This is a genomic window from Mycobacterium sp. NGS59, assembly GCF_059812345.1.
In genome coordinates, this window is sequence record NZ_JCALCN010000023.1 from 53,399 (window position 1) to 76,662 (window position 23,264).

A 23,264-nucleotide genomic window follows, 5' to 3' on the forward strand; every position below is an offset into this window, starting at 1 on the left:
GACCGTTAAACGAGGCATCGCCCGGGTACCCAAGTCGGTACCTATGAAGGAGATGTCATGACACACGTAGAGGACCGCCCCGCCCGGGGTCGTATCCCGCGCTCGCGTGGCGCGTTGACCGGATTGCTTCTCGTCATTCTGGGGGCGTATGGAGCGCTGATACCGTTCCTCGGCCCGAACTTCGACTTCGCCTACACACCTGGGCAGTCATGGACCGCGGCGCGCGGCTGGCTCGAGGTGCTGCCGGGTGTCATCACGGCGATCGGCGGTCTGTTGTTGATCATGTCCAGGAGCCGCGCCGGCGGGATGCTCGGCGGGTGGCTGGCCGCTCTCGGTGGCGCCTGGTTCGTCGTCGGCCGCGCGTTCGCGCCCGCGTTGGGCATCGGATCGGTCGGTGACCCGGTGGCAGTCACCGAACGCAAACGCGCGGTGCTCGAAGTCGCGTACTTCTCCGGCCTGGGCGCGTTGATCGCGTTCCTGGCCGGAGCGGCGTTGGCGCGGGTGGCCGTTCTACTCGCACGCGACGTGCAGCGCGTCGACGCGGTGGATCGGACGTCGGTGCCGCAAACGACCGTGGCTCAAACGACCGACACTCCGCGCGGCGACGACGTGTCGACTGACGCGATCACCAGGCCGCGCGACGCGCAGGTGGAGCCGTCGGGCGAGCCCGAGCGGCGCCGCGGTGGTCTGTTCCGCCGCCACCGCACCCCGGTCGCGTAGCGGCTGATCAACCGGCCTGGCCGGCGCCGCCCTTGGCGCTGGCCGGGTTGCCGGTCTGGCTGGAGCCGCCCTCCCCACCGCCACCGGCCGTACCTCCGGAGCCGCCAGTCTGACCGTGGCCGAAGAAGGCCGCGCCCCCGGCTCCGCCGGCGCCGCCGTCGACTCCGGCTGATCCGCTCCAACCATCCAGGATGCCCTGGAAGATCGCGCCGCCTCCGCCGCCTCCGCCGCCGGTGCCGCCCGTGATGTCCGGGCTTCCGTCGCCGCCGGATCCACCAGCGGCACCGGTGCTTCCGACCAGGGCGGCGCCCCCGGAACCGCCATCGCCGGCCGTTCCGCCGGGTCCACCCGACGCACCGCCACCGCCGCCGCCCCCGCCGAAGACGATCGACCCGGCGGTTCCGCCGGCACCGCCGCCACCGCCACCCCCGCCTGCGCCTCCGGCCTCGCCGACGGCATTCCCGCCGCCGCCGCCGTCACCGCCGCCACCTCCGAAAGCACCCGTGAGGTCGGGGGTGCTGACGGCACTGCCGCCATTGCCGCCGTTGCCGCCGTCGCCGCCGTCGCCGCCGCTGGCGCCGCCACCACCACCGGCACCCCCTTGGCCGCCGGCGCCACCGCCCCCGCCGCCGCCCGCCATGGACGGGGAGAGCTGAGCGCCCCTGCTGTTTTCACCACCGAAGCCGCCGTCGCCGCCGTCGCCGCCGTCGCCGCCACGGCCGCCCGTCGTGCTGCCGGCACCGGCCACTCCGCCGTCACCCCCTTGTCCTCCGGTGCCGCCCTGGCCGCCACGCGCGCTTGCCGTCCCACTGGTGTTGGTGCCGCCCAGGCCGCCGTCACCGCCGTCACCACCCTGGCCACCTTGGCCGCCGGCACCGCCCCCGACTCCGTCGATGCCGGCGCCACCGGTGCCGCCGGTGCCACCGGCCCCGCCCACACCGCCGCTGCTGCCGCCGGTGGGTAGGGCGCCGTTCGTGCCGGCCAGCCCGTCGGCGCCGCGGCCGCCCGTGCCGCCGTTCCCGCCGTTGCCGGCGGTACCGTTGTTGCCGTCGCTGCCGCCATCGGTACCGCTACCGGCTGTTCCGGCGGTGCCTCCGGTACCGCCCTGCCCGCCTCTGCCGCCGGCTCCGCTGGTGGTGCCGGTGTTGTCGCCACCGATGTTGCCGTTGCCCCCGAGACCGCCGGTGCCGCCGTTGCCGCCGTTGCCGCCGCCCACACCGCCGATGCCGGCGCCGCCGCTGCCGCCGCTGCCGCCCGTGCCTCCTTGGCCGCCCTGGCCCCCGGCGGTGGGGGAGACGCCCGATGTGCCCGCCGCGCCCTTACCGCCGCCGCCGCCGTTCCCGCCGTTGCCGCCCGCACCGCCGGTGCCGATGCTGCCGGCGGCGCCCCCGTCGACGACGGCGCCGGCCGCTCCGGCCGTGCCGCCGCTGCCACCCTGGCCGCCGTTACCGCCGTTCCCGCCGGTGAGCCCGGTGTTGGTGCCGCCATTGCCACCCCTGCCGCCGGTGCCGCCGACACCGCCCTTGCCGGCGGCTCCGCCGCCATTGCCTGCTCCGTCGCCCGCACCGCCGGTGCCACCGGTGCCCCCGGCGCCGCCCTGCCCGCCCTGCTGGCCCCCGGTGACCGCGTCGCCGGAGGTGCCGTTGGCGCCGACACCGCCGGTGCCGCCGTTACCGCCCAGCCCGCCGGTTCCCCCGGTGCCGATGCTGCCGGCGGCGCCCCCGTCGACGACGGCGCCGGCGGCTCCGGCCGTGCCGCCGCTGCCACCCTGACCACCCGCACCGCCGTTCCCGCCGGTGAGCCCGGTGTTGACGCCGCCGTTGCCGCCCGTGCCGCCGTTACCGCCGACACCGCCCTTGCCGGCCTGCCCGCCGCCGACCCCGTCGACGCCGGCGCCGCCGCTCCCGCCGGTGCCACCGGCGCCGCCCTGGCCACCTTGGCTGCCCGCGGTGGGGCTGTCGGGGTTGTGGAATCCGTTGATCCCGGTGGCGCCGTTGCCGCCGGTGCCGCCCGTCCCGCCGGTTCCGCCGGTGCCCGCACTGCCGGCCGCTCCGCCGTCGACCCGGGTGCCGGCGACTCCGGCGCTGCCCCCGGTGCCACCCCGACCGCCCTGGGCGCCCATGCCTCCGCCATTGGCTCCGGTGCTGGTGGCGCCGGTGTTGGTGCCGCCGTTGCCGCCGGCACCACCCTCGCCGCCGTGGCCGCCGGCGCCGGCTTGTCCGCCGCCGATCCCGTTGATCCCGGCACCGGCGGTGCCGCCGCGACCGCCGGTCCCGCCCTGTCCGCCCTGCCAGCCTGCGCCCGGGGACAGACCCGACGCGCCGTTGCCGCCGGTAGCACCGTTACCGCCGGTGCCGCCCGTGCCGCCGGTACCGCCAGTCCCGACGCTGCCGGCCGCGCCGCCGTCGACGCCGCTGCCCGCGGCCCCGGCGGTGCCCCCGGTGCCGCCCTGACCACCCTGGGCGCCCATACCGCCGCCGGTGGCGCCCGTAGTGGTGGTGCCGGTGGCGTGACCACCGTTGCCGCCGTGCCCACCTTGACCGCCGGTGCCGCCCTGGCCGCCGGCGCCGCCGCCGACACCGTTGATGCCGGCGCCGCCGTTACCCCCTTGACCGCCCGCGCCGCCCTGCCGGCCTTGCTCGCCCGCCGTGGGTGCCGCTCCGGACGTGCCGCTGCCGCCGACGTCGCCCTTCCCGCCGGTACCTCCCACGCCGCCGGCCCCGCCGGTGCCTGCGTGGCCCGCCGCCCCAGCGGCGCCGAGGTATCCGCCGGCGCCGCCGGCCCCCCCGACTCCCGCCTCACCGCCGTTTCCGCCGGTGCCGCCGTTACCGCCGTCGGCGGCGAACTCGAAACCGGTACCGCCATCCCCGCCGAGACCGCCGGCCCCGCCGGTGCCGCCGACGCCGCCGGCGCCGCCGGCACCGAACAGCCCGTAACTCGAACCGCCCTGCCCAGCTGCCCCGCCGGCCCCACCGGCGAATCCGGTACCGCCTTGGCCACCGACGGGCCCCGCACCCGCGACGCCTGTTGCGCCGGTACCACCCATGCCGCCGACACCGCCGGCGCCCCCGATACCGCCACCGCCGCCGATCAGTGCCCGTCCGACACCGCCGATACCGCCGGTGCCGCCGGCCCCACCGACCCCCGAACCGCCGGCACCCCCTTCGCCGCCCGCACCGCCGGCTCCGCCGATCCCGGCCAGCCAGCCGCCGGCGCCTCCGCCGCCTCCGGTGCCGCCCACGGCCCCCGTCGCTCCAGTGCCGCCGGCGCCACCGGCGCCGCCATTGCCGAACAAGCCGGCATCACCGCCGCGCCCACCACTGAGGCCGGCCGCACCCGAGCCGCCCGCGCCCCCGTTGCCCAACAACAACCCGCCGGCGCCGCCGGCCTGCCCCGTGCCCGGCGCCCCGTTGACACCGTCTCCGATCAAGGGACGCCCCAACAGCGCGTTGGTGGGCGCATTGACCAATCCCAAGACGCCCTGCTCCAGCATCTGCACCACGTTGGTCGCTTCAGCGCCCGCGTAGGAGCTGGCGCCGGCGGCCAGCGACCGGACGAACTGCTCATGCACCAGCGCCGCCTGCGCGCTGAGCGCCTGGTACGCCTGACCGTAGGTGCCGAACACCCGCGTCACCGCCGCCGACACCTCGTCACCGGCCAGCGGGGCGATAGCTGTCGTCAGCGGCGCCGCAGCCACCGTGGCCGCCCGTAACACCTCACCGATGCCGCGCACATCACCGGCCGCTGCGGCCAACATTTCAGGCGAAGCAATCACAAATGACGACAAATTCGGTCCTCCCAGTTCACGAGATTGACGCTTGCGTAGATTGCGCGAGGAAACGCTACGCGGCCGAGGCGATTGCACGAGCGGAATCGCATGAATTCATAGCGACGCTGATGCTTGGGCCGTTGACGTTTGATCGGTCAGGGGAGTGGTAGTTCTACCGGGTCCGCCGACGCGGACGCCCACTGCGAAGGATCGACAACTTGTGACGGCAGCTTCCGACCCCGCTGAGGAACTGGCGCGAGCGTTCGCCAGCATGTCGGGCGTCCTGCTCAGCGAGGCGACGGTGGCGACCGCGTTGTCGACCGTGACGTCGCTGGCCACCGACACCATCGCCGGAAGCACCGGCTCGGGGGTGAGCCTGCTCGATGCCGACGGGAGACGGGTGACCTCCGCAGCGACGGACCCGTTGGTGAGTCGACTCGACGACCTTCAGTACCAGCTGGACGAGGGACCCTGCCTGACCGCGTGGCGCGAGCGCACCGTCGTGCGTTCTCAGGAGGGGGACGACGAGCGACGCTGGCCGACCTGGATCGAGCGCGCACATCAGCTGGGCATGAAGTCTTTCCTGAGCGCGGCTCTGATCGACGGGACGACCGCGCTGGGGGCGATCAAGGTGTACTCCACCGCCCGTGCGGCGTTCGACGAACGCGACGAAGACGTGCTGCGTCGCTTTGCCATGCAGGCGGCGATCTTCGTGGCGAATGTGCAGACCGTCCAGGCCGCCGAGCGGCTCAGCGACGAACTCAAGGAGACGTTGCGAACCCGGGACCTGATCGCGATCGCCCGCGGCATCGTGATGGCACGGCGAGGCGTCGGTCCCGTCGAAGCCTTCCGCGAACTGGCCGCCGAGGCGCATCGTTCCCGCAGCCTGATCCGGGACGTCGCCGAGCGGATCGTCGCATCCCCGGACGACGTTTGACGAGCCGATGACCACCTACCGCGAATTGAATGAGAAGTTTCGGGCCGCTTTCGAAGCGGCCGACGTCTCCGTCGACGAACTCTGGCTGCGGTACTTCAGTCTGGGCGGCGAGGTGGGGCGGTTCGAGGTGGACGCCTATCTCAACGGCGCCATGTCGCTGCCGACGCTGCAACACGACATGCTCGCGCACGCCATCAACGAGCGGCTGGACGAGATCGCGCCGCCACGTGCCCCCTACAGCGACGAATTCCCGACTCAGTGACCCCGCGTGTCGATCACGCGTTGCGCAATGCTGAGCAGTGAGGTGTTGCTCTCCTGGGAGAGCCGGCGCAGCATGGCGAAGGCCTGGACGTCGTCGACGTGAAAACGTTCCATCACGATGCCCTTGGCCTGACCTATCCGGTCCCTGCTGGCCACCGCGGACCGCAGATTCTCGGTCTGGCTGTGCGCCATGATCGCCGCGGCGGCCTGGGCGGCGAGCACGGTCCCGATGGTCTGCTTCTCGTCGTCCCACTCCGTGGCTTGGAAACCGAACAGGTTCAACGCGCCGGCGGTGCGTTCCTGGGTGTAGAGCCGAAAGGAAAGCCCGCTGAGCACGCCGAGCTTGCGGACGGCGGCGGAGTAGGCCGGCCATCGACTTTCGACCCGGAAGTCGTCGCTGCGTACCACCACGTCGTGCAGTGCCGCGTCCATGCACGGGCCTTCCTGCAGGGTTTGCTGCAGTTCGTCCAGCTCGTGCGGCAGGTCGTCGGTGCCCGCGTGCGACTCGAACTTCCCGCCCTTCTTGATCAGCAGGATTCCCGCTGTGTCGACGCCGGGGATCAGTTCCACGGCGGCTGCGGTGACCTCCGAGAAGATCTCCTCAGCTGTGCGGGGTACGGCGACGGCGCGGGCCAGATCGGCCATTCGCACCGCCAGCTGATGGGTCGACGGCTCCGACATGGCTTTTCGAGTGCCCTGTCCGTCGGCGCTCAAACCAGGCCGAGCAGCTCAAGGTCGCTGATGTACTTCTCGATGATCGCGGGCGTGACGTGCGGAATGTCCTTGTCCGGCCCGATCTTGGCGTCCTGGACCGCGGCACGGAACCGGTCGGTCGGGGCCATCGACCCGTTGATCGGCTGGTCCGGCTGCTGGTAGTTGTGCAGCAACGGCAGCAGCGAGTACTGGCGCTGCCGTTCGGGCAGAGCCCGCAGCGACATTTCGAATCGCCGCAACCACTGGTGGTAGTCGCCGATCCGCTCGATCGGGTACCCGGCGTCCACCAGCCAGTCGATGTACTCGTCGAGCCCGATGCCGTCGTCGTACGGATTCATCACGTGGTAGGTCCGGAACCCGTCCCCAGCGTGCGGCCCGAGCGTCGAGATCGCATCGGCGATGAACTCCACCGGCAGGCCGTCGTAGTGGGCGCGCTGCCGGTTGCCCTGGGCGTCCAACTCGTAGAAGGACTTCGGCGCGATGCCGGAGGCGACCACGCTGAGCATGGTCCGGGTGAACATGTCCGGCAGGTTCAGCTGACCGGCGTACGTGGTGTCGGCCAGGATCATGTCGCAGCGGAAAACCGTCACCGGCAGCCCGCACAGGTCATGCGCCTCGCGCAGCAATACCTCACCGGCCCATTTGCTGTTGCCGTAGCCGTTGGCGTAACCGTCGTTGATCTGGCGGGTCGCGCTCATCACGCGCACGTCGGCATCCTCGACGAACGTGCCCGGCGTGATCTGGTCACCGACACCGATCGTCGACACGTAGGCGTATGGCTTCTGCCTGCTGGTCAAGGCGATCCGGATCAGCTCGGCGGTGCCCAGGGCGTTCGGCCCGAACAACTCGCTGTACGGCAGCACGTGGTTGACCAGCGCGGCAGGGTCGACGATCAGGTCGACGGTGTCGGCCAGCCGCTGCCAGGTCGCAGTGTCCAGGCCCAGATTGGCCTCGCCCTTGTCGCCCGCGATGACCTCGAGGTGATCGGCCGCCAGCCGCTGGTAGTGCGCCAGCAGCTTCGGGTCACCGCTGTCGAACGTGCGGTCCAGGCGCGCCCGGGCGTCGGCGTCCGACTTTGCCCGAACCAGCGCGATCACCTTGCCGTCGACCAGGTCCATCCGCTCCAGCCAGTCCAGCGCCAGGTAGCGGCCCAGGAATCCGGTGGCGCCCGTCAACAGCACCGTGCGCACCTCGGTGGCGGGGCCCGGCAGGTTCGGCGCGGCGGCCAAGGTGGCCTCGTCGATGAACTTGTCCAGGGTCAGGTCGCCGGCGCGTACCTCGGTGGCGTGCCGGCCGTGCACTGAGGCGAACGACGGGCGCTTGGATCCGGCCCGCTCGGCCTCGATGTAAGCCGCGATGGCCTGCAGGTCATTGGCCGGGCTGACGATCACGCCGACCGGCACGTCGACATCGAAGATCTCGTTCAGCAGGTTGCCGAATGTCAACGCCGACAACGAGTCTCCGCCCAGATCTGTGAAGTGCGCCTCCGGGGACAACTCGGAACTGGCGGTGCCCAGCATGGCGGCCGCAGCGCGGGTGACCGTCTGCAGCACCGGAGCGTCGGCACCGCTGCGACGCAGTTCGCTCAGTTCGTTGGCCTGGCCCGCGGCCAGGTCGGCGTACAGCTGTTCCAGCCGGTCGCCGTAGTGCTGCTTGAGTTTCGGCCACGCCAGCTTGCGGATCCCGGTCAGCAGCCCGTTTTCCAGCGTGAACGGCGTGGTTTCGACGATGAAGTCGCGTGGCACCTCGTAGGACTGCAGGCCGGCGTCTCTGGCGACGGTCTGCAGCGAGTCGGCGATCGCGGGCTTCAAGTCGTCGATTCGTGACAGGGCCTCCTCGGTGGGGACGACCACGGCCAGCAGATACGGGTGCGCGCTGTTGCCGTAGACGTAGATCTGGCGTACCAGCGGGCTGTTGCCGAACACCGCTTCCAGCTTGGCGACGGTGACGAACTCGCCCTGGGCCAGCTTCAGCACGTTGTTGCGGCGGTCGACGTAGACGACCCGGTTGGGTCCCACCTCGGCGACGACGTCGCCGGTGCGGTAGTAGCCGTCTTCGTCGAACACGTCGGCGGTGATCTCGGGGCGCCGGTAGTAGCCGGGGAACATGTTCTCGGTCTTGAGCAGCAACTCACCGCGCGGATAGGGCCGGTCGGTGGCGAAGTAGCCCAGGTCGGGGACGTCGGCCAGCTTGTAGTCGATCACCGGCGGGCGTTGCACCTCGCCGTCGAACAGGACCATGCCCGCTTCGGTGGAGCCGTAGCCGTCCAGCAGGTGCATCTCCAGCAGGGACTCGACCCAGGCTTTGAGCTCGGGGGAGGTGGGCGCGGAGCCCGTCATCGCGAAGATGAAGCGGCCGCCCAGCAGGTTCTGCCGCAGCTCGGTCAGCATCTCGTCCGGGCTGGCGCCGCGGTCGACCTCGCGCTGGAACTCGGCGTAGAGCGTCTCCCAGATGCGCGGCACGAAGTTCAGTTCGGTGGGCCGGACCAGGGCGAGGTCCTCCAACAATGTGGACAGGTCACTCCTGGCGGCGAAGTAGGCGGTGCCGCCGTTGCCGAGCGTGCCGTAGAGGATGCCGCGGCCCATGACGTGGCTCATCGGCATGAAGTTGAGGGTGATCGAGGCCGCGGTCGGGCCGAACCAGTTCTTGGCCGACCGGCGGAACATCTTGCCCACGTTGCGCTGGGGGTACATCGCGCCCTTGGGTGCGCCGGTGCTACCGGAGGTGTAGATCAGCAGCGCCAGCGCGTCCTCGGCCACATCCGCCACCGGACGGGCCGGCAGCGCGGCGCCGCGCTCGATCGATTCGGCCAATGTCTCGACCGCCACACCGGCATTAGCCAGTTCGGCGCGTGCGGACGCCACGGCTTCGCGCTGGTCGTCGACCTCGGGGTGGTAGTCGAACACCACCAGCTTGGCCGGGGTGAAGCCGGCGCGGATCAGCTCGACCGCCTCGGTGAGCTGGTGGACGCTGGCGGCGACCAGGCGCGGCTCGGTTTCGACGACGATCGGCTGCAGTTGAGCGATGGATGCGCTGGTCTGCAGCGGAACCGACACGGCGCCGATGCTGCCCAGCGCCATGTCGATGGTCGTGTAATCGACGCTGGTAAAGCCCAGCACGCACACCCGGTCGCCGGTCTGCAGGCCGTCGGCGGTCAGGGCGCGTCCGAATGCGGCGATCCGGTCACCCAGCTCGCGATAGGTGATCGTGTCGAACCGGGGCAGCAGGTTCAGCTCGGTGCGGCCGCTGGCGGGATTGACGACGAACTCCGCCGCGCGTTGGCCGACGGCGGGACGGTCGGCGTACCCGTCCAGGACGGTCTGCAGAATCTGCGGGAGCCGCAACTGCGGCTGTTGAAGGGCTTCGGCGACGACCGGGTCCGGCTGGGCGGCGTCGAATTGCGGGTCGTTGGCGACTAGGTCCTGGGTGCGGCGCTCGAGCCGCTCTTCACTGCTGATCGACATGGCAATCCTCGAAAGAACGAAAGTATTTGAAAACTATGGCGCGACATTGCGCTGACCAGAAGAACGTTAGCAAAACTAACATTATTCCTCAAACGCCGCTGCTGTGGCTTCGCTGTTGCTGGACGCCGACCCGCCCGCACGAACCCCTCTCGCAGAACGCCCGGCGGCCGGAGCGGCAAATTTGACGCTTGCGCAGGTTTGGGCACGCGCCGGGCGGGAATTGGACCTCATGATTGGCCCGTCGCGCGAGCGGTGATAATGCCTTGCAGACACTTCGGCCGAGTTGCTGGGTTTTGGAGGGACGTGGCATCGATGTGGCTGATCAGACAGACCATGGCGGGTAGGCGCACGCGATGAGGACTGGAGAGGGTTTCCCCGACGTCGTCGTCACCGGGTTGGTGTCGACGACGGCGCTGGCGCCTGACGCTGAGGAGACTTGGCAACAACTCCTCGAGGGCGGCAGCGGGATTCGCGAGCTCGACAAGCCGTTCGTAGCGGAGTTCGACTCGCCGGTGCGCATCGGCGGCACGCTCCGCGAGGATTTCGACGAGCATCTGGAGCGGGTGGAGCTGCGCCGGTTCGCGTTCATGCAGAAGATGGCCGCGGTGCTGAGCCGACGGCTGTGGCAGCAGGCTGGCGCACCCGACGTCGACACCAACCGTCTGATGGTGTCGGTGGGCCTGGGTTTCGGCAGCACCGAGGACATCCCGTACTGGCACGAGATCTGGAAGGTGAAGGGCCTGCGGGCGGTGTCGCCCCTGTCGGTGCAGAAGCACATGCCCAATGCACCCGCCGCCGTGGTCGGACTCGACCTGAAGGCGAAGGCCGGGGTCCTGACGCCGATCGTGGCCGACGCATCCGGTACCGCGGCCATTGCTCACGCTTGGCAGCACATAGTGCTCGGCGAGGCAGATGTCGCGGTCTGCGGCGGCGTCGAGACCGGCATCGAGGCGGTGCCCGTCGCCACGTTCTGTCAGCTCGAGATGCTTTCCGCGCACAACGACGACCCGCCCGCGGCCTGCCGCCCGTTCGACAAGAGCCGCAACGGCATGGTGTTCGGCGAAGGCGGCGCGCTGCTTCTCCTCGAGACCGAGCAGCATGCCAGAGCGCGCGGCGCGCCGATCCTGGCCCGGCTACTGGGAGCCGCCGTCACCTCGGATGGATACGACATGGTCGAACCCGACCCGACCGGTGAGCGTGCCGGCGACGCCATCGCGCGGGCCGTGCATCTGGCCGGCCTGACACCGGCCGACATCGACCACGTCAACGCGCACGCGACCGGCACTACGTTCGGAGACCTGGCCGAGGCGCGCGCCATCCGGCGGGCACTGGGCACCCACACGCCGGCGGTGTACGCGCCGAAAGCCGCGCTGGGCAACTCGATGGGGGCCTGCGGCGCGATCGAATCGGTGCTGACCGTGCAGGCCCTTCGCGACGGAATCGTCCCGCCCACACTGAATCTCGCCGAGCTCGACCCCGAAATCGACCTCGACGTCGTCGCCGGGGAGCCGCGCCGCGGACAATACCGCTACGCCGTGTCGCAATCGTTCGGTCTCGGCGGGAACAACGCCGTCGTGGTGTTCGGCGCTGCCTGACCTCACAGATCGGCCAGCAGTCCACCCAGGATGTCGACGCCCTCGGTCAGCAGCTCGTCGCTGATGGTCAACGGCGGCAGCAGCCGGATGATGTTGCCCCACATGCCGCAGGTCAACACGATGACCCCGGCCGCATGCGCGGCGGTGGCCAGTTGGGAGGTCAGCTCCGGGTCGGGATCGGCGGTGCCGGACTTCACCAGCTCGATAGCGATCATGGCGCCCCGACCCCGCACGTCGCCGATCCGGTCGTCCCCGGCCTGCAACCGCAGCAGCGGTTCGGTGATCACGCGTTCGATCTGTTGGGCCCGCTCGATCAGCCCGTCGGATTCGATGGTGGCGATGGTGGCCAGCGCTGCCGCACACGCGACCGGATTGCCACCGAACGTGCCGCCCAGGCCGCCAGGATGCGCGGCGTCCATGATCTCGGCGCGGCCGGTGATCGCCGAAAGCGGCAGCCCGTCGGCGATGCCCTTCGCGGTGACGATCACGTCGGGCTCGATGTTCTCGTGCTCGCAAGCGAACATCGCTCCGGTGCGGGCGAAACCGGTCTGCACCTCGTCGGCGATGAACACCACATCGTTCTCCCGGCACCACCGCACGAGCGCGGGCAGGAACCCTTCGGCCGGGACGATGAACCCGCCTTCGCCCTGGATGGGTTCGATGATGACCGCGGCCAGGTTCTTGGCCCCGACCTGCTTCTCGATGATGTTGATGGCGCGGGCGGCCGCCTTCTCGCCGTCGGTGGCGAGTTCCTTGTCCAGCAGCCCGTCCCGATAAGGATAGGAGATCGGCGCCCGGTAGATCTCCGGCGCGAACGGACCGAAACCGCTCTTGTACGGCATCGATTTGGCGGTGAGCGCCATCGCCATGTTGGTGCGACCGTGGTAGGCGTGGTCGAACGCGACCACCGCCGGCTTGCGGGTGTGCGACCGCGCGACCTTGATCGCGTTCTCGACGGCCTCGGCGCCGGAATTGAACAGCACCGAGCGTTTCTCGCCGGCGCCCGGAGTGATCCGGTTGAGCTCCTCGGCGACGGAGACGTAGCCCTCGTACGGGGTCACCATGAAACAGGTGTGGGTGAACTCCTCGACCTGACCGCGCACCGCCTCGACGACCCGCGGCGACGAGTTGCCGATCGTGGTCACCGCGATGCCCGAACCCAGGTCGATGAGCCGGTTGCCGTCGACGTCCTCGACGATGCCGCCACCGGCGCGCGCGACGAACACGGGCAGGGAGACCGCGACGCTGTGCGACACCGCAGCGGTCCGGCGCTTGTTGAGTTCCAACGATGCGGGACCCGGGATTTCGGTGACCAGATGACGGCTTTGCTCGAGGCTGGCCACGGACCCCTCCTTCCGCGGCGCGCCGGTCACGTCGCGGATAAAAGCCTAACCGCCAGCCCGGATTTGCGGAGTTTCGGCTGCTCCCGAGGCCGCCACACGTGGTGGGGTCGGTTTGCGACCTGCGGGAATGGCAGACTGGACCGTTGACGACGTGATCGAGTGCCGGGTCCTACCGGCACCGTCCCCGGATTCCGCGGGAATTTCGAGCACTCCCGATACGAAAGACAGGCGTGTTGATGGATAGTTTTGTTCTGTTCTTGCCGTTCCTGCTCATCATGGGCGGGTTCATGTTCTTCGCCTCGCGCCGCCAGCGCAAGGCGATGCAGGCAACCATCGACCTGCACGAGTCGTTGCAGCCCGGTGACCGGGTGCACACCACGTCCGGTCTGGAGGCCAACGTGGTCGATATCACCGACGACACCGTCGACCTCGAGATCGCACCCGGCGTGGTGACCACCTGGATGAAGCTGGCGATCCGCGACAAGATCCTGCCGGAAGACGACTTCGACGAGGACTCGGCCGTCGCTGTGGAAGCAGAGGCCGAGGACCAGACGCACGTCGCCAAGGATTCCTGACCGAAGGCCACGTAGTCTCTTCGGAGGCTCTCACGGGTCCGGTACCGATTTTCAAGGAGATTCAAGGAACGTGGCATCGTCTTCGGCGCCGGTGCATCCTGCCCGCTACCTGTCGGTGTTCCTGCTCATGCTCGTCGGCGTCTACCTGTTGGTATTTCTCACCGGGGACAAGAAGGCGGCGCCGAAACTGGGCATCGACCTGCAGGGTGGCACCCGGGTGACGTTGACCGCGCGCACCCCGGACGGCAAGCGTCCCAGTCCGGATGCGCTGGCGCAGGCCCAACAGATCATCAGCTCGCGCGTCAACGGGCTGGGGGTGTCCGGCTCCGAGGTGGTCGTCGACGGCGACAACCTGGTCATCACGGTGCCGGGCAACGACGGCAACGAGGCCCGCAACCTGGGCCAGACCGCCCGGCTCTACATCCGGCCGGTCACGAGTTCGTTGCCCGCCCAGAAGCCGCCGCCCGAAGAACCCCGGCCCGTCGAACAGCCGGCACCCGGTGCGCCCGGTGCACCTGCTCCCGCGCCTGGTGCCCCCGGGGCGCCTGCCCCCGAAACGGGTGCGCCGCAATCCGGCGCGCCGGCTCCGGCGCCGCCGCGGGGTCAGCCTCGGCCGTACCCGCAGGATCCGGCACCCAGCCCGGCACCGGCACCCAGCCCGACATCGGAGGCGCCGCCCCCCGAGGCGCCCGCGCCGCCGGATCCGCGCAAGGCGCTCGCCGACCGCATCGCGCAGGAAAAGAAGTGGCGGCAGAACACCAGCCCGTACTTCCAGGAGCTCGCCCTGCAGTTCCAGGCGCTGCGCTGCGACAAAGAAGACATCCTGGCCGGCAACGACGACCCGAATCTGCCGCTGATCACCTGCTCGACCGACCACAAGACCGCATACCTGTTGGCGCCGTCGATCATCAGCGGCGACCAGATCCAGGACGCCACCTCGGGCCAGGACCAGCGCAGTCTGGGCTGGGTCGTCGATCTGCAGTTCAAGGGTCCCGCGGCGAACGTGTGGGCCGACTACACCGCCGCCCACACCGGTACCCAGACGGCGTTCACCCTGGACTCCCAGGTCGTCAGCGCGCCCATGATCAGGGAGGCCATTCCCGGTGGGCGGACCCAGATCAGTGGCGGTGAGCCGCCGTTCAGCGCGGCGACGGCAAAACAGCTCGCCAACGTCCTGAAGTACGGTTCGTTGCCGCTGTCCTTCGAATCCTCGGAGGCGCAGACGGTTTCGGCGACGTTGGGGCTGTCGTCGCTGCGGGCCGGCCTGATAGCCGGCGCGATCGGCCTGCTGCTGGTGCTGCTGTACTCGCTGCTGTACTACCGGGTGCTGGGATTGCTGACGGCCTTGTCGTTGATCGCTTCCGGTGCAATGGTTTTCGCGATCCTGGTGCTGCTGGGCCGATATATCAACTACACCCTGGATCTGGCCGGCATAGCCGGTCTGGTCATCGGTATCGGCACTACCGCCGACTCGTTCGTGGTGTTCTTCGAACGCATCAAAGACGAGATCCGCGAAGGTCGTTCGTACCGTTCGGCGGTTCCGCGTGGTTGGGCGCGGGCCCGCAAGACGATCGTGTCGGGCAACGCGGTCACCTTCCTGGCCGCCGCTGTGTTGTACGCGCTGGCGATCGGCCAGGTGAAGGGTTTCGCGTTCACGTTGGGGCTCACGACGATCCTCGACATCGTGGTGGTGTTCCTGGTCACCTGGCCGCTGGTATATCTCTCGTCCAAATCCGCGAGGCTGGCCAAGCCGGCTTACAACGGGCTGGGTGCTGTTCAGCAGGTCGCGCGCGAACGCCGGACCGCTTCCGCCGGAGCCCGCTCGAGCGCCACCAAGACGGGACGGGGATAACCGATGGCCGCCAAGCCCAAGACCGGTGTCGACATCAAGAAGAAGCCGACCGCCGCCAAGCCGGCCGACGCCAAGGACGCCGACGCCAAGACCACCGACGCCAAGACCACCGAGGTCACCGCAACCCCCCGCGACGACATCAAGACCGACGCTCCGCACCACGGCTTCCTGTCCCGGCTGTACACCGGAACCGGTGCCTTCGAGGTGGTGGGGCGCCGTCGGCTCTGGTACGGGGTGAGCGGCGCGATCATGGCGATCGCCGTCCTGGCCATCCTGATCCGCGGGTTCACCTTCGGCATCGATTTCAAGGGCGGCACCACGGTGTCGCTGCCCGCGCACGGGGCCACCGGCACTGCGCAGGTCGCGCAGGTGCAGGACGTGTACAAGAAGGTGATCGGCGAGGACCCGGAGTCGGTGGTCAGCGTCGGCAAGGGTTCGTCGGCCACGGTGCAGATCCGCTCGGAACATCTGACCAACGAACAGACCGCGAAGCTACGCGACGCCCTGTTCGACGCGTTCCAGCCGATCGGGGCCGAAGGCAAACCGCCCAGTAAGGACGCCATCAGCGACGCGGCGGTCTCCTCGACGTGGGGCGGTCAGATCACCAAGAAAGCGGTGATCGCACTGGTGGTGTTCCTGGTGCTGGTCGGCCTCTACATCACCGTGCGATACGAGCGGTACATGACGTTGTCCGCCCTGGCGGCCATGGTCTTCGACATCACGGTCACCGCGGGCGTGTATGCCCTGGTGGGCTTCGAGGTCACCCCGGCCACCGTGATCGGGTTGCTGACCATCCTCGGCTTCTCGATCTATGACACCGTGATCGTCTTCGACAAGGTCGAGGAGAACACGCAGGGATTCCAGCACACCACCCGGCGCACCTTCGCCGAGCACGCCAACCTGGCGGTCAACCAGACCTTCATGCGCTCAATCAACACCAGCCTGATTTCGGTGCTGCCGGTCGTGGCGCTGATGGTGGTGGCGGTGTGGCTGCTGGGAGTGGGCACGCTGAAAGACCTGGCGCTGGTGCAGCTGATCGGCATCATCGTCGGCACCTACTCGTCGATCTTCTTCGCAACTCCGTTGCTGGTCACGATGCGCGAACGCACCGAGTTGGTGCGCTCGCACACCCGGCGGGTGCTGCGACGGCGCGGCTCGGGAACGACCGGGACGAAGGCAACCGCGGAAAAGACCGGCGACGAGAAGACCGTCTCCGAGGAGGTCGCCGAGGAGCGGGCCGACGGCGGCGAGGACGCGACGGAGGCGGTCACCGAGACCGTGACCCCCAGCAAGCCCGCAGCCACCAACAAACCGGCTCCGGGCGCGCGTCCGGTGCGTCCGACCGGCACCCGGCGTCCCACCGGCAAGCGAAACGTCGGCAAGCGGTAGCCGCATGGCCACCCGGTTTCGTTGGCGAAAAGCCTTGGTGGCCAACGGTGTTGTGGCACTGCTGGCAGCATCGGGCCTTACCGGTTGTTCCGGTAGCGCGGCGGGGCAGATCGACTACGTGGTCGACGGCCCGTTGTCGAGCTACAACACCAACACCACCATCGGTGCCGCCTCGGCCGGCGCCCAGGCCTTCGCCCGCACCCTGACCGGGTTCGGCTACCACGGGCCCGACGGGCAGGTGGTCGCCGACCACGACTTCGGCACCATCTCGGTGGTCGGCGGTGCGCCCCTGGTGCTTGACTACCAGATCGCCGACAACGCCGTCTACTCCGACGGCAAACCGGTGACCTGCGACGATCTGGTGCTGGCCTGGGCCGCGCAGTCCGGGCGGTTCGGTGGTTTCGACGCGGCCACCCAGGCCGGGTACGTCGACATCGCCAACATCGAATGCACCCCCGGCCAGAAGAAGGCCCGGGTGTCGTTCATCCCCGACCGTGGCGTTGCCGACTACACCCAGCTGTTCACCGCCACCTCGATGATGCCGTCGCATGTCATCTCCGACACCCTGGGCGCCGACGTCACCACCGCCCTGCTCACCAACAAGGTGTCGGTGGTGGAACAGGTTGCGCGACTGTGGAATACGACGTGGGACCTGAAACCCGGGGTCGACCTCAAGCGTTTTCCGTCGTCGGGACCGTACAAGATCGAGTCGGTGCTGGACGGCGGCGCCGTGGTGCTGGCGTCCAACGACCGATGGTGGGGCGCCAAGGCGATCACCAAGCGGATCACCGTGCGACCGCAGGGCAGCGACATCCAGGACCGGGTGAACCACCGCCGGGTGGACGTGGTCGACGTGGCGGCCGGATCGTCCGGCGCGCTGGCCACTCCGGACGACTACCAGCGCTCCGATTTCCCGTCGGCCGGGATCGAGCAGCTCATCTTCGCGCCACAGGGGCCGCTCGCCCAGGTTCCGTTGCGCCGCGCGTTCGCATTCTGCACACCCCGGGACGGGATCGCCCGCGACGGCGGCGTGCCGATCGCCAACTCTCGCCTGTCCCCGGCGACCGAGGATGCGCTGGCTGCCACCGACGGTGTCAACGAGGCGCGCCCGTTCGACAAGGCCGATCCCAACGCCGCCCGCGACGCGCTGCGCGGCGTCCCGCTGACCGTGCGGATCGGCTACCGCGGACCCAACGCCCGACTGGCGGCCATTGTCGGGTCGATCGCGGCATCGTGCCAGGCCGCCGGGATCACCGTCACCAATGTGACCCTCGATACCCCGGGACCCCAGGCGCTGCGGGACGGGAAGATCGACGTGTTGCTGGCGAGCACGGGCGGTGCGGCGGGCAGCGGATCCACCGGGTCGTCGGCGATGGACGCCTACACGTTGCACAGCGGCAACGGCAACAACCTGTCGGGGTATGCGAACCCGCAAATCGACGGGATCATCGGCGCGCTCGCGGTTTCCGCCGATCCGACCGAGCGGGCCCGGCTACTCGCCGAAGCCGCGCCGGTGCTGTGGGGAGAGATGCCGACGTTGCCCCTGTACCGGCAGCAGCGGACCTTGTTGATGTCCAAGAAGATGTATGCGGTGAGCAAGAACCCCACCCGGTGGGGAGCGGGCTGGAACATGGACCGATGGGCGCTGGTGCAGTGACGGACGTCGCCGCCGTCATCGATGCGCTGACCCGCAAGGTCGCGGATTTTCCCGAGCCCGGGGTGCAGTTCAAAGACCTCACTCCCGTGTTCGCCGACGCCGACGCGATGGCGGCCATCACCGACGCGCTCGCCGAGGTCTCGGCGGGTGCGGACCTGATGGCGGGCATCGATTCCCGCGGCTTCCTGCTGGCCGCCGCTGTGGCCACCCGGTTGCGGACCGGGGTGCTGGCCATCCGCAAGGGTGGCAAGCTGCCGCCGCCGGTGCTCAGCGAGGACTACGAGCGCGAATACGGCGCCGCCACCGTCGAAATCCCGGCCGACGGGATTGCGTTGGCCGGTCTGCGCGTTGCAATCATCGACGACGTCCTGGCCACCGGCGGCAGCGTCGGCGCTGCGCAAAGGTTGCTGGAGCGCGGCGGCGCGGTCCCGACGATCGCGGCGGTGGTGGTGGAACTCACCGAGTTGGGCGGTCGCGAGGCGGTGGCGCCGCTGCCGGTGCACAGCCTGAGTCGCACCTGACAGACGAGATCCCGCGATATCCTCAAGGTCGGAGGTGACCCACGTGGCGGATGAACACAGCACGCTGCAAGCTGTCGCGCCGCCCGCCGAACCGGGTCCGGCGTCCTCGGGCCCGCCCACCGAGCCGATGCCGATAGCCTCCGTCGAGGCGCCCAAGAGCAGCAGCAGCGCCTCCCGCCGGGTGCGGGCCCGGCTGGCCCGGCGGATGACCGCGCGCAGCAGCGCCATCAACCCCGTGCTCGAACCGCTCGTCGCGGTGCACCGGGAGGTATATCCCAAAGCGGACCTGTCACTGCTGCAGCGGGCCTACGAGGTCGCCGACCGGCGGCACGCCACCCAGCTGCGGCACTCCGGCGATCCCTACATCACCCACCCGCTGGCGGTGGCCAACATCCTGGCCGAATTGGGTATGGACACCACCACTTTGGTGGCCGCCCTGCTGCACGACACCGTCGAGGACACCGGGTACACGCTGGCCGCCCTGTCCGAGGACTTCGGTGAGGAGGTGGGCCATCTCGTCGACGGAGTGACCAAGCTGGACCGCGTCGTGCTCGGCAGCGCCGCCGAGGGCGAGACGATCCGCAAGATGATCACCGCGATGGCCCGCGACCCGCGGGTGCTGGTGATCAAGGTGGCCGACCGGCTGCACAACATGCGCACCATGCGCTTCCTGCCGCCGGAGAAGCAGGCCCGCAAGGCCCGCGAGACACTGGAAGTCATTGCGCCGCTTGCACATCGGCTGGGTATGGCCAGCGTCAAGTGGGAACTCGAGGACCTCTCGTTCGCCATCCTGCATCCCAAGAAATACGAGGAGATCGTCCGGCTGGTGGCCGGGCGCGCGCCGTCGCGCGACACCTACCTGGCCAAGGTGCGTGCCGAGATCACCAACACGCTGAACGCCTCGAAGATCAAGGCGACGGTGGAGGGCCGGCCCAAGCACTACTGGTCGATCTACCAGAAGATGATCGTCAAGGGCCGTGACTTCGACGACATCCACGACCTGGTCGGCATCCGCATCCTGTGCGACGAGATCCGCGACTGCTATGCCGCTGTGGGCGTTGTGCATTCGCTGTGGCAGCCGATGGCCGGACGGTTCAAGGACTACATCGCCCAGCCCAGATTCGGTGTGTACCAGTCGCTGCACACCACGGTCGTCGGGCCGGAAGGCAAGCCGCTGGAGGTGCAGATCCGCACCAACGACATGCACCGCACCGCCGAATTCGGCATCGCCGCGCACTGGCGGTACAAGGAAGCCAAGGGCCGCAACGGGGTTCCGCACCAGCACGCTGCCGCCGAGATCGACGACATGGCGTGGATGCGGCAGTTGCTCGACTGGCAGCGGGAGGCGGCCGACCCGGGCGAGTTCCTGGAGTCGCTGCGTTACGACCTTGCAGTACAAGAGATATTCGTGTTCTCACCCAAAGGTGACGTGTTCACGTTGCCGGCTGGTTCCACGCCGGTCGACTTCGCCTACGCCGTGCACACCGAGGTAGGCCACCGTTGCATCGGTGCCCGGGTCAACGGGCGGCTGGTGGCGCTGGAACGCAAGCTGGACAACGGCGAAGTCGTCGAGGTGTTCACGTCCAAGGCGCTCAACGCCGGTCCGTCGCGGGACTGGCAGCAGTTCGTGGTGTCCCCGCGCGCTAAGACGAAGATCCGCCAGTGGTTCGCCAAGGAGCGGCGTGAAGAAGCGCTGGAATCCGGCAAGGAGGCGATGGCTCGCGAAGTGCGTCGCGCCGGACTTCCCCTGCAGCGCTTGGTGAATGGCGAGTCGATGGCCGCGGTGGCCCGGGAGCTGCACTACACCGACGTCTCGGCGATGTACACCGCGATCGGCGAGGGCCACGTCTCGGCCCGGCACGTCGTGCAGCGGCTGTTGGCCGAACTCGGCGGTATCGACCAGGCCGAGGACGACGTTGCCGAACGATCCACCCCGGCGACCATGCAACCGCGACGCCCGCGCAGCACCGAAGACGTCGGCGTGTCGGTGCCCGGCGCTCCCGGGGTGCTGTCCAAGCTGGCCAAATGCTGCACACCGGTGCCGGGTGACCAGATCATGGGGTTCGTCACCCGCGGCGGCGGCGTCAGCGTGCACCGCACCGACTGCACCAACGCCGCGTCCCTGCAGCAGCAGTCCGAGCGCATCATCGAGGTGCTGTGGGCGCCGTCGCCGTCGTCGGTGTTCCTGGTCGCGATTCAGGTCGAAGCTCTCGACCGGCACCGGTTGCTGTCGGACGTGACGCGCGTGCTGGCCGACGAGAAGGTCAACATCCTGTCCGCGTCGGTGACCACGTCGGGGGACCGGGTGGCGATCAGCCGGTTCACCTTCGAGATGGGCGACCCGAAACATCTGGGCCATCTGCTGAACGTGGTGCGCAACGTCGAGGGCGTCTACGACGTGTATCGGGTGACGTCGGCTTCCTGAGGTCTTTGAGTGTGAGGCTGCGGCTTTGAGTGTGAGGCTACGGCTTTGAGGGTGAGGCTACGGCGGCACAATCACCTTGTCGGCCACCGTGGGCTCACAATGAAAACCCTGAGTTCACACTGAAGTCCGCACGCTCACACTGAAATCCGCACGCTCACCCGTCGAGACGCACCGAAGTGATGGTCAGCGGAGTGACGGGCGTCCCGTCGTCCTCGCCGCCGACGACACCGGCCCTGGCGATCCGGTCGACTGCCGCAAGGCCCTGCTGGTCGATAGAGCCGAACACCGTGGACTGCGGCGCCAACTCGGAGTCGTCGAAGAACACATAGAACTGGCTGCCATTGGTGTCGGTCGCCATCGCCAGGGTGCCGCGCGGGTAGACGACCGGCTGTCCCAACTTGGGGTCGCCGCGCGGGTACTGGTCAGCCGGGTACTCGTCGTCGAATTCGTAGCCGGGTCCGCCGGACCCGTCGCCTTGCGGATCGCCGCACTGCAACGCGCCCATTTTCGCCGACTTGAACAGCTGACGACACTGGGTGTTGTCGAAGAATCCCTGCTGCGCCAGGCTGACGAAGCTGTTCACGGTGCAGGGGGACTCGTTGTTGGCCAGGCGCAGACCGATGGTGCCCTCGCTGGTGACCATGGTGGCCGAAACCTCGGCCGGTGTGGTGGGCACCCGGCCGCTGCGCGGAGGTTGCACCGGTTTGCCGGCCGCCGTCGGCGTCGGCGAATACTGACAGTTGGCGCCCCGGTCTGGCAGCACGGCGACGGCCGGCAATGGCGGCGTGGCGGCCGCCGTCGCTTCGGGAGCCTCGCTTTTCTGCGACTCGTTGTTGCTGGTGGTCGTGTTGGACGACGTCGTGGTGTTCGAGGCGCGGTCGTCGTCGCCGAGGAGGAACGCGACGAGGGCGGCCACCAAGACCAGTGCCAGTCCCGAACCGGCCACGGTCGCAACCAGCACTTTGCGGCTGCTTCCCGATCTGCTCGGAGTGGGCGGGTCGGCGATGCCTTCGGAATCCACTCTCCGCAGCCCGGTACGCGGTTCGGCCGGTGGCGGCGGGGGGAGGGTTGGAGCGGCACCGGTCAACGCCGCGCGGGCGGCGTCGGCGAGTTCGGTCACCGTCTGGTACCGGACTTGCGGGTCCTTTGCCATTGCGCGCGCGACGACAGCGTCGAAGGTCGGGGAGATGCCTGGTGCGATCGCCGTGGGACGTGGCGGCGGGGAGTGGAGGTGGCCGGAGATCTGCTCTGCGAACGTCTCGCCGGGATAGGGCCGGGCGCCGGTCAGGCACTCGTAGAGCACACACCCCAGCGAGTACACATCGGCACGGGAATCCGTTGTGCCACTGAATCTTTCAGGGGCCAGGTAGGCGAGGGTGCCCATCGTGGTGCCGGACCCGGTCAACACGGTGTCGGTGGTGGCACGGGCCAGCCCGAAGTCGATCAGGTAGACGAAGTCGCGGGCTTGGGCAACCAGGATGTTCGACGGTTTGACGTCGCGATGCACCAGCCCGGCCCGGTGGGCACTGTCCAGCGCAGCCGCAACCTGGTCGACGATCGCCACCGTCTGCGCCGGGGTCAGTCGGCCGCCGTTCTCGGCGATGAACTTCACCAAATCCCGGCCCTCGACCAGACGCATGTCGACATACAGTCGGCCGTCGATCTCACCGAAGCCGTGGATGGGCACGACGTGCGGATCGTTGAGGCTGGCCGCGATGCGCGCCTCCCGGCGGAAGCGGTGCTCGAACTCTTTGTCCTCGGCCAGATGCGGCGGCAGCAATTTGATGGCGACGACGCGGTCGGTCTGGGTGTCGTAAGCCCGGTAGACCTGGCCCATGCCACCGCGACCCAGCAGACCCTGCAGTTGGTAGCGACCAAAGCTCTCGGCCACGAGTCTCCTCCCGGTCAGCGGCGGCCGTCCCGGGTGTTCAGGTTAGCCGAGTGAGACCGAGGTGATGGTCACATCGCGGGGTCGGGCCCCGCCGTGATGGCTAGTTGTTCTTGACGGCCAGGTTGTGAACGCGTAGGCGCTCGATGGGGGG

General features: G+C 69.3%; 15 protein-coding genes. 10 read left to right on the plus strand and 5 right to left on the minus strand.

Annotation, left to right across the window (positions count from 1 at the left end):
- The first annotated feature begins 57 nt into the window (after window positions 1-57).
- A complete protein-coding gene (locus AC5Y46_RS21140; RefSeq protein WP_499992865.1) occupies window positions 58-720 on the plus strand; it encodes a hypothetical protein in 663 nt (220 codons plus the stop codon).
- A gap of 7 nt (window positions 721-727) precedes the next feature.
- On the opposite strand, the gene AC5Y46_RS21145 is transcribed toward AC5Y46_RS21140, so the two are convergent.
- The gene (locus AC5Y46_RS21145; protein ID WP_499992868.1) at window positions 728-4,477 is read right to left on the minus strand and encodes a PE family protein; all 3,750 of its coding nucleotides are present in this window, start codon (window positions 4,475-4,477) and stop codon (window positions 728-730) included.
- Between the two features lie 232 nt (window positions 4,478-4,709).
- Here AC5Y46_RS21145 and AC5Y46_RS21150 point away from each other — a divergent pair, with 232 nt between their 5' ends.
- Entirely contained in the window at window positions 4,710-5,426 is a 717-nt protein-coding gene (locus AC5Y46_RS21150; RefSeq protein ID WP_499992871.1) for a GAF and ANTAR domain-containing protein, read from the plus strand.
- A gap of 7 nt (window positions 5,427-5,433) precedes the next feature.
- Complete coding sequence (locus AC5Y46_RS21155; protein ID WP_499946742.1) at window positions 5,434-5,688, plus strand: hypothetical protein; 255 nt, start codon at window positions 5,434-5,436, stop codon at window positions 5,686-5,688.
- Here AC5Y46_RS21155 and AC5Y46_RS21160 read toward each other — a convergent pair.
- Complete coding sequence (locus tag AC5Y46_RS21160; RefSeq protein WP_499992873.1) at window positions 5,682-6,368, minus strand: GAF and ANTAR domain-containing protein; 687 nt, start codon at window positions 6,366-6,368, stop codon at window positions 5,682-5,684. The two genes, AC5Y46_RS21155 and AC5Y46_RS21160, sit on opposite strands and share 7 nt — an antisense overlap.
- Before the next feature lie 29 nt (window positions 6,369-6,397).
- Entirely contained in the window at window positions 6,398-9,865 is a 3,468-nt protein-coding gene (gene car, locus AC5Y46_RS21165) for a carboxylic acid reductase (RefSeq protein WP_499992875.1), read from the minus strand.
- Between the two features lie 353 nt (window positions 9,866-10,218).
- On the opposite strand from car, the gene AC5Y46_RS21170 reads away from it, so the two are divergent.
- On the plus strand, window positions 10,219-11,460 hold the full coding sequence (locus tag AC5Y46_RS21170; RefSeq protein ID WP_499946744.1) for a KasA/KasB family beta-ketoacyl-ACP synthase: 1,242 nt from the start codon (window positions 10,219-10,221) through the stop codon (window positions 11,458-11,460).
- Between the two features lie 2 nt (window positions 11,461-11,462).
- On the opposite strand, the gene gabT is transcribed toward AC5Y46_RS21170, so the two are convergent.
- Window positions 11,463-12,803 (minus strand): 4-aminobutyrate--2-oxoglutarate transaminase, encoded by a 1,341-nt coding sequence (gene gabT, locus AC5Y46_RS21175; RefSeq protein WP_499946745.1) that lies wholly within the window; start codon window positions 12,801-12,803, stop codon window positions 11,463-11,465.
- Window positions 12,804-13,039: 236 nt separating this feature from the next.
- Here gabT and yajC point away from each other — a divergent pair, with 236 nt between their 5' ends.
- The 6 genes from yajC to AC5Y46_RS21205 all read left to right on the plus strand — a co-directional run bounded on the left by yajC (window position 13,040) and on the right by AC5Y46_RS21205 (window position 21,222).
- Entirely contained in the window at window positions 13,040-13,378 is a 339-nt protein-coding gene (gene yajC, locus AC5Y46_RS21180) for a preprotein translocase subunit YajC (protein WP_499946746.1), read from the plus strand.
- Window positions 13,379-13,448: 70 nt separating this feature from the next.
- A complete protein-coding gene (gene secD / locus AC5Y46_RS21185; RefSeq protein ID WP_499946747.1) occupies window positions 13,449-15,230 on the plus strand; it encodes a protein translocase subunit SecD in 1,782 nt (593 codons plus the stop codon).
- A gap of 3 nt (window positions 15,231-15,233) precedes the next feature.
- Entirely contained in the window at window positions 15,234-16,619 is a 1,386-nt protein-coding gene (secF, locus tag AC5Y46_RS21190; protein WP_499992881.1) for a protein translocase subunit SecF, read from the plus strand.
- Window positions 16,620-16,623: 4 nt separating this feature from the next.
- Window positions 16,624-18,276, plus strand: a complete 1,653-nt coding sequence (locus AC5Y46_RS21195) for an ABC transporter substrate-binding protein (RefSeq protein WP_499946749.1) — start codon at window positions 16,624-16,626, stop codon at window positions 18,274-18,276.
- Window positions 18,258-18,797: an adenine phosphoribosyltransferase gene (locus AC5Y46_RS21200; protein ID WP_499946750.1), complete on the plus strand. Its 540-nt coding sequence runs from the start codon at window positions 18,258-18,260 to the stop codon at window positions 18,795-18,797. The genes AC5Y46_RS21195 and AC5Y46_RS21200 overlap by 19 nt, the downstream gene beginning before the upstream one ends.
- Before the next feature lie 43 nt (window positions 18,798-18,840).
- Complete coding sequence (locus AC5Y46_RS21205) at window positions 18,841-21,222, plus strand: RelA/SpoT family protein (protein ID WP_499946751.1); 2,382 nt, start codon at window positions 18,841-18,843, stop codon at window positions 21,220-21,222.
- Between the two features lie 154 nt (window positions 21,223-21,376).
- Here AC5Y46_RS21205 and AC5Y46_RS21210 read toward each other — a convergent pair whose 3' ends face one another.
- Window positions 21,377-23,113, minus strand: a complete 1,737-nt coding sequence (locus AC5Y46_RS21210; protein ID WP_499946752.1) for a protein kinase domain-containing protein — start codon at window positions 23,111-23,113, stop codon at window positions 21,377-21,379.
- Between the last annotated feature and the right edge of the window lie 151 nt (window positions 23,114-23,264).

What these genes read in the sequence shown, in the direction of transcription:
- AC5Y46_RS21170 (WP_499946744.1), top strand. Translation starts at nt 10,219, where the DNA reads ATGAGGACTGGAGAGGGTTTCCCCGACGTCGTCGTCACCGGGTTGGTG.
- yajC (WP_499946746.1), top strand. Translation starts at nt 13,040, where the DNA reads ATGGATAGTTTTGTTCTGTTCTTGCCGTTCCTGCTCATCATGGGCGGG.
- secF (WP_499992881.1), top strand. Translation starts at nt 15,234, where the DNA reads ATGGCCGCCAAGCCCAAGACCGGTGTCGACATCAAGAAGAAGCCGACC.
- AC5Y46_RS21155 (WP_499946742.1), top strand. Translation starts at nt 5,434, where the DNA reads ATGACCACCTACCGCGAATTGAATGAGAAGTTTCGGGCCGCTTTCGAA.
- car (WP_499992875.1), bottom strand. Translation starts at nt 9,865, where the DNA reads ATGTCGATCAGCAGTGAAGAGCGGCTCGAGCGCCGCACCCAGGACCTA.
- AC5Y46_RS21145 (WP_499992868.1), bottom strand. Translation starts at nt 4,477, where the DNA reads ATGTTGGCCGCAGCGGCCGGTGATGTGCGCGGCATCGGTGAGGTGTTA.
- AC5Y46_RS21140 (WP_499992865.1), top strand. Translation starts at nt 58, where the DNA reads ATGACACACGTAGAGGACCGCCCCGCCCGGGGTCGTATCCCGCGCTCG.
- AC5Y46_RS21200 (WP_499946750.1), top strand. Translation starts at nt 18,258, where the DNA reads ATGGGCGCTGGTGCAGTGACGGACGTCGCCGCCGTCATCGATGCGCTG.
- AC5Y46_RS21160 (WP_499992873.1), bottom strand. Translation starts at nt 6,368, where the DNA reads ATGTCGGAGCCGTCGACCCATCAGCTGGCGGTGCGAATGGCCGATCTG.
- AC5Y46_RS21195 (WP_499946749.1), top strand. Translation starts at nt 16,624, where the DNA reads ATGGCCACCCGGTTTCGTTGGCGAAAAGCCTTGGTGGCCAACGGTGTT.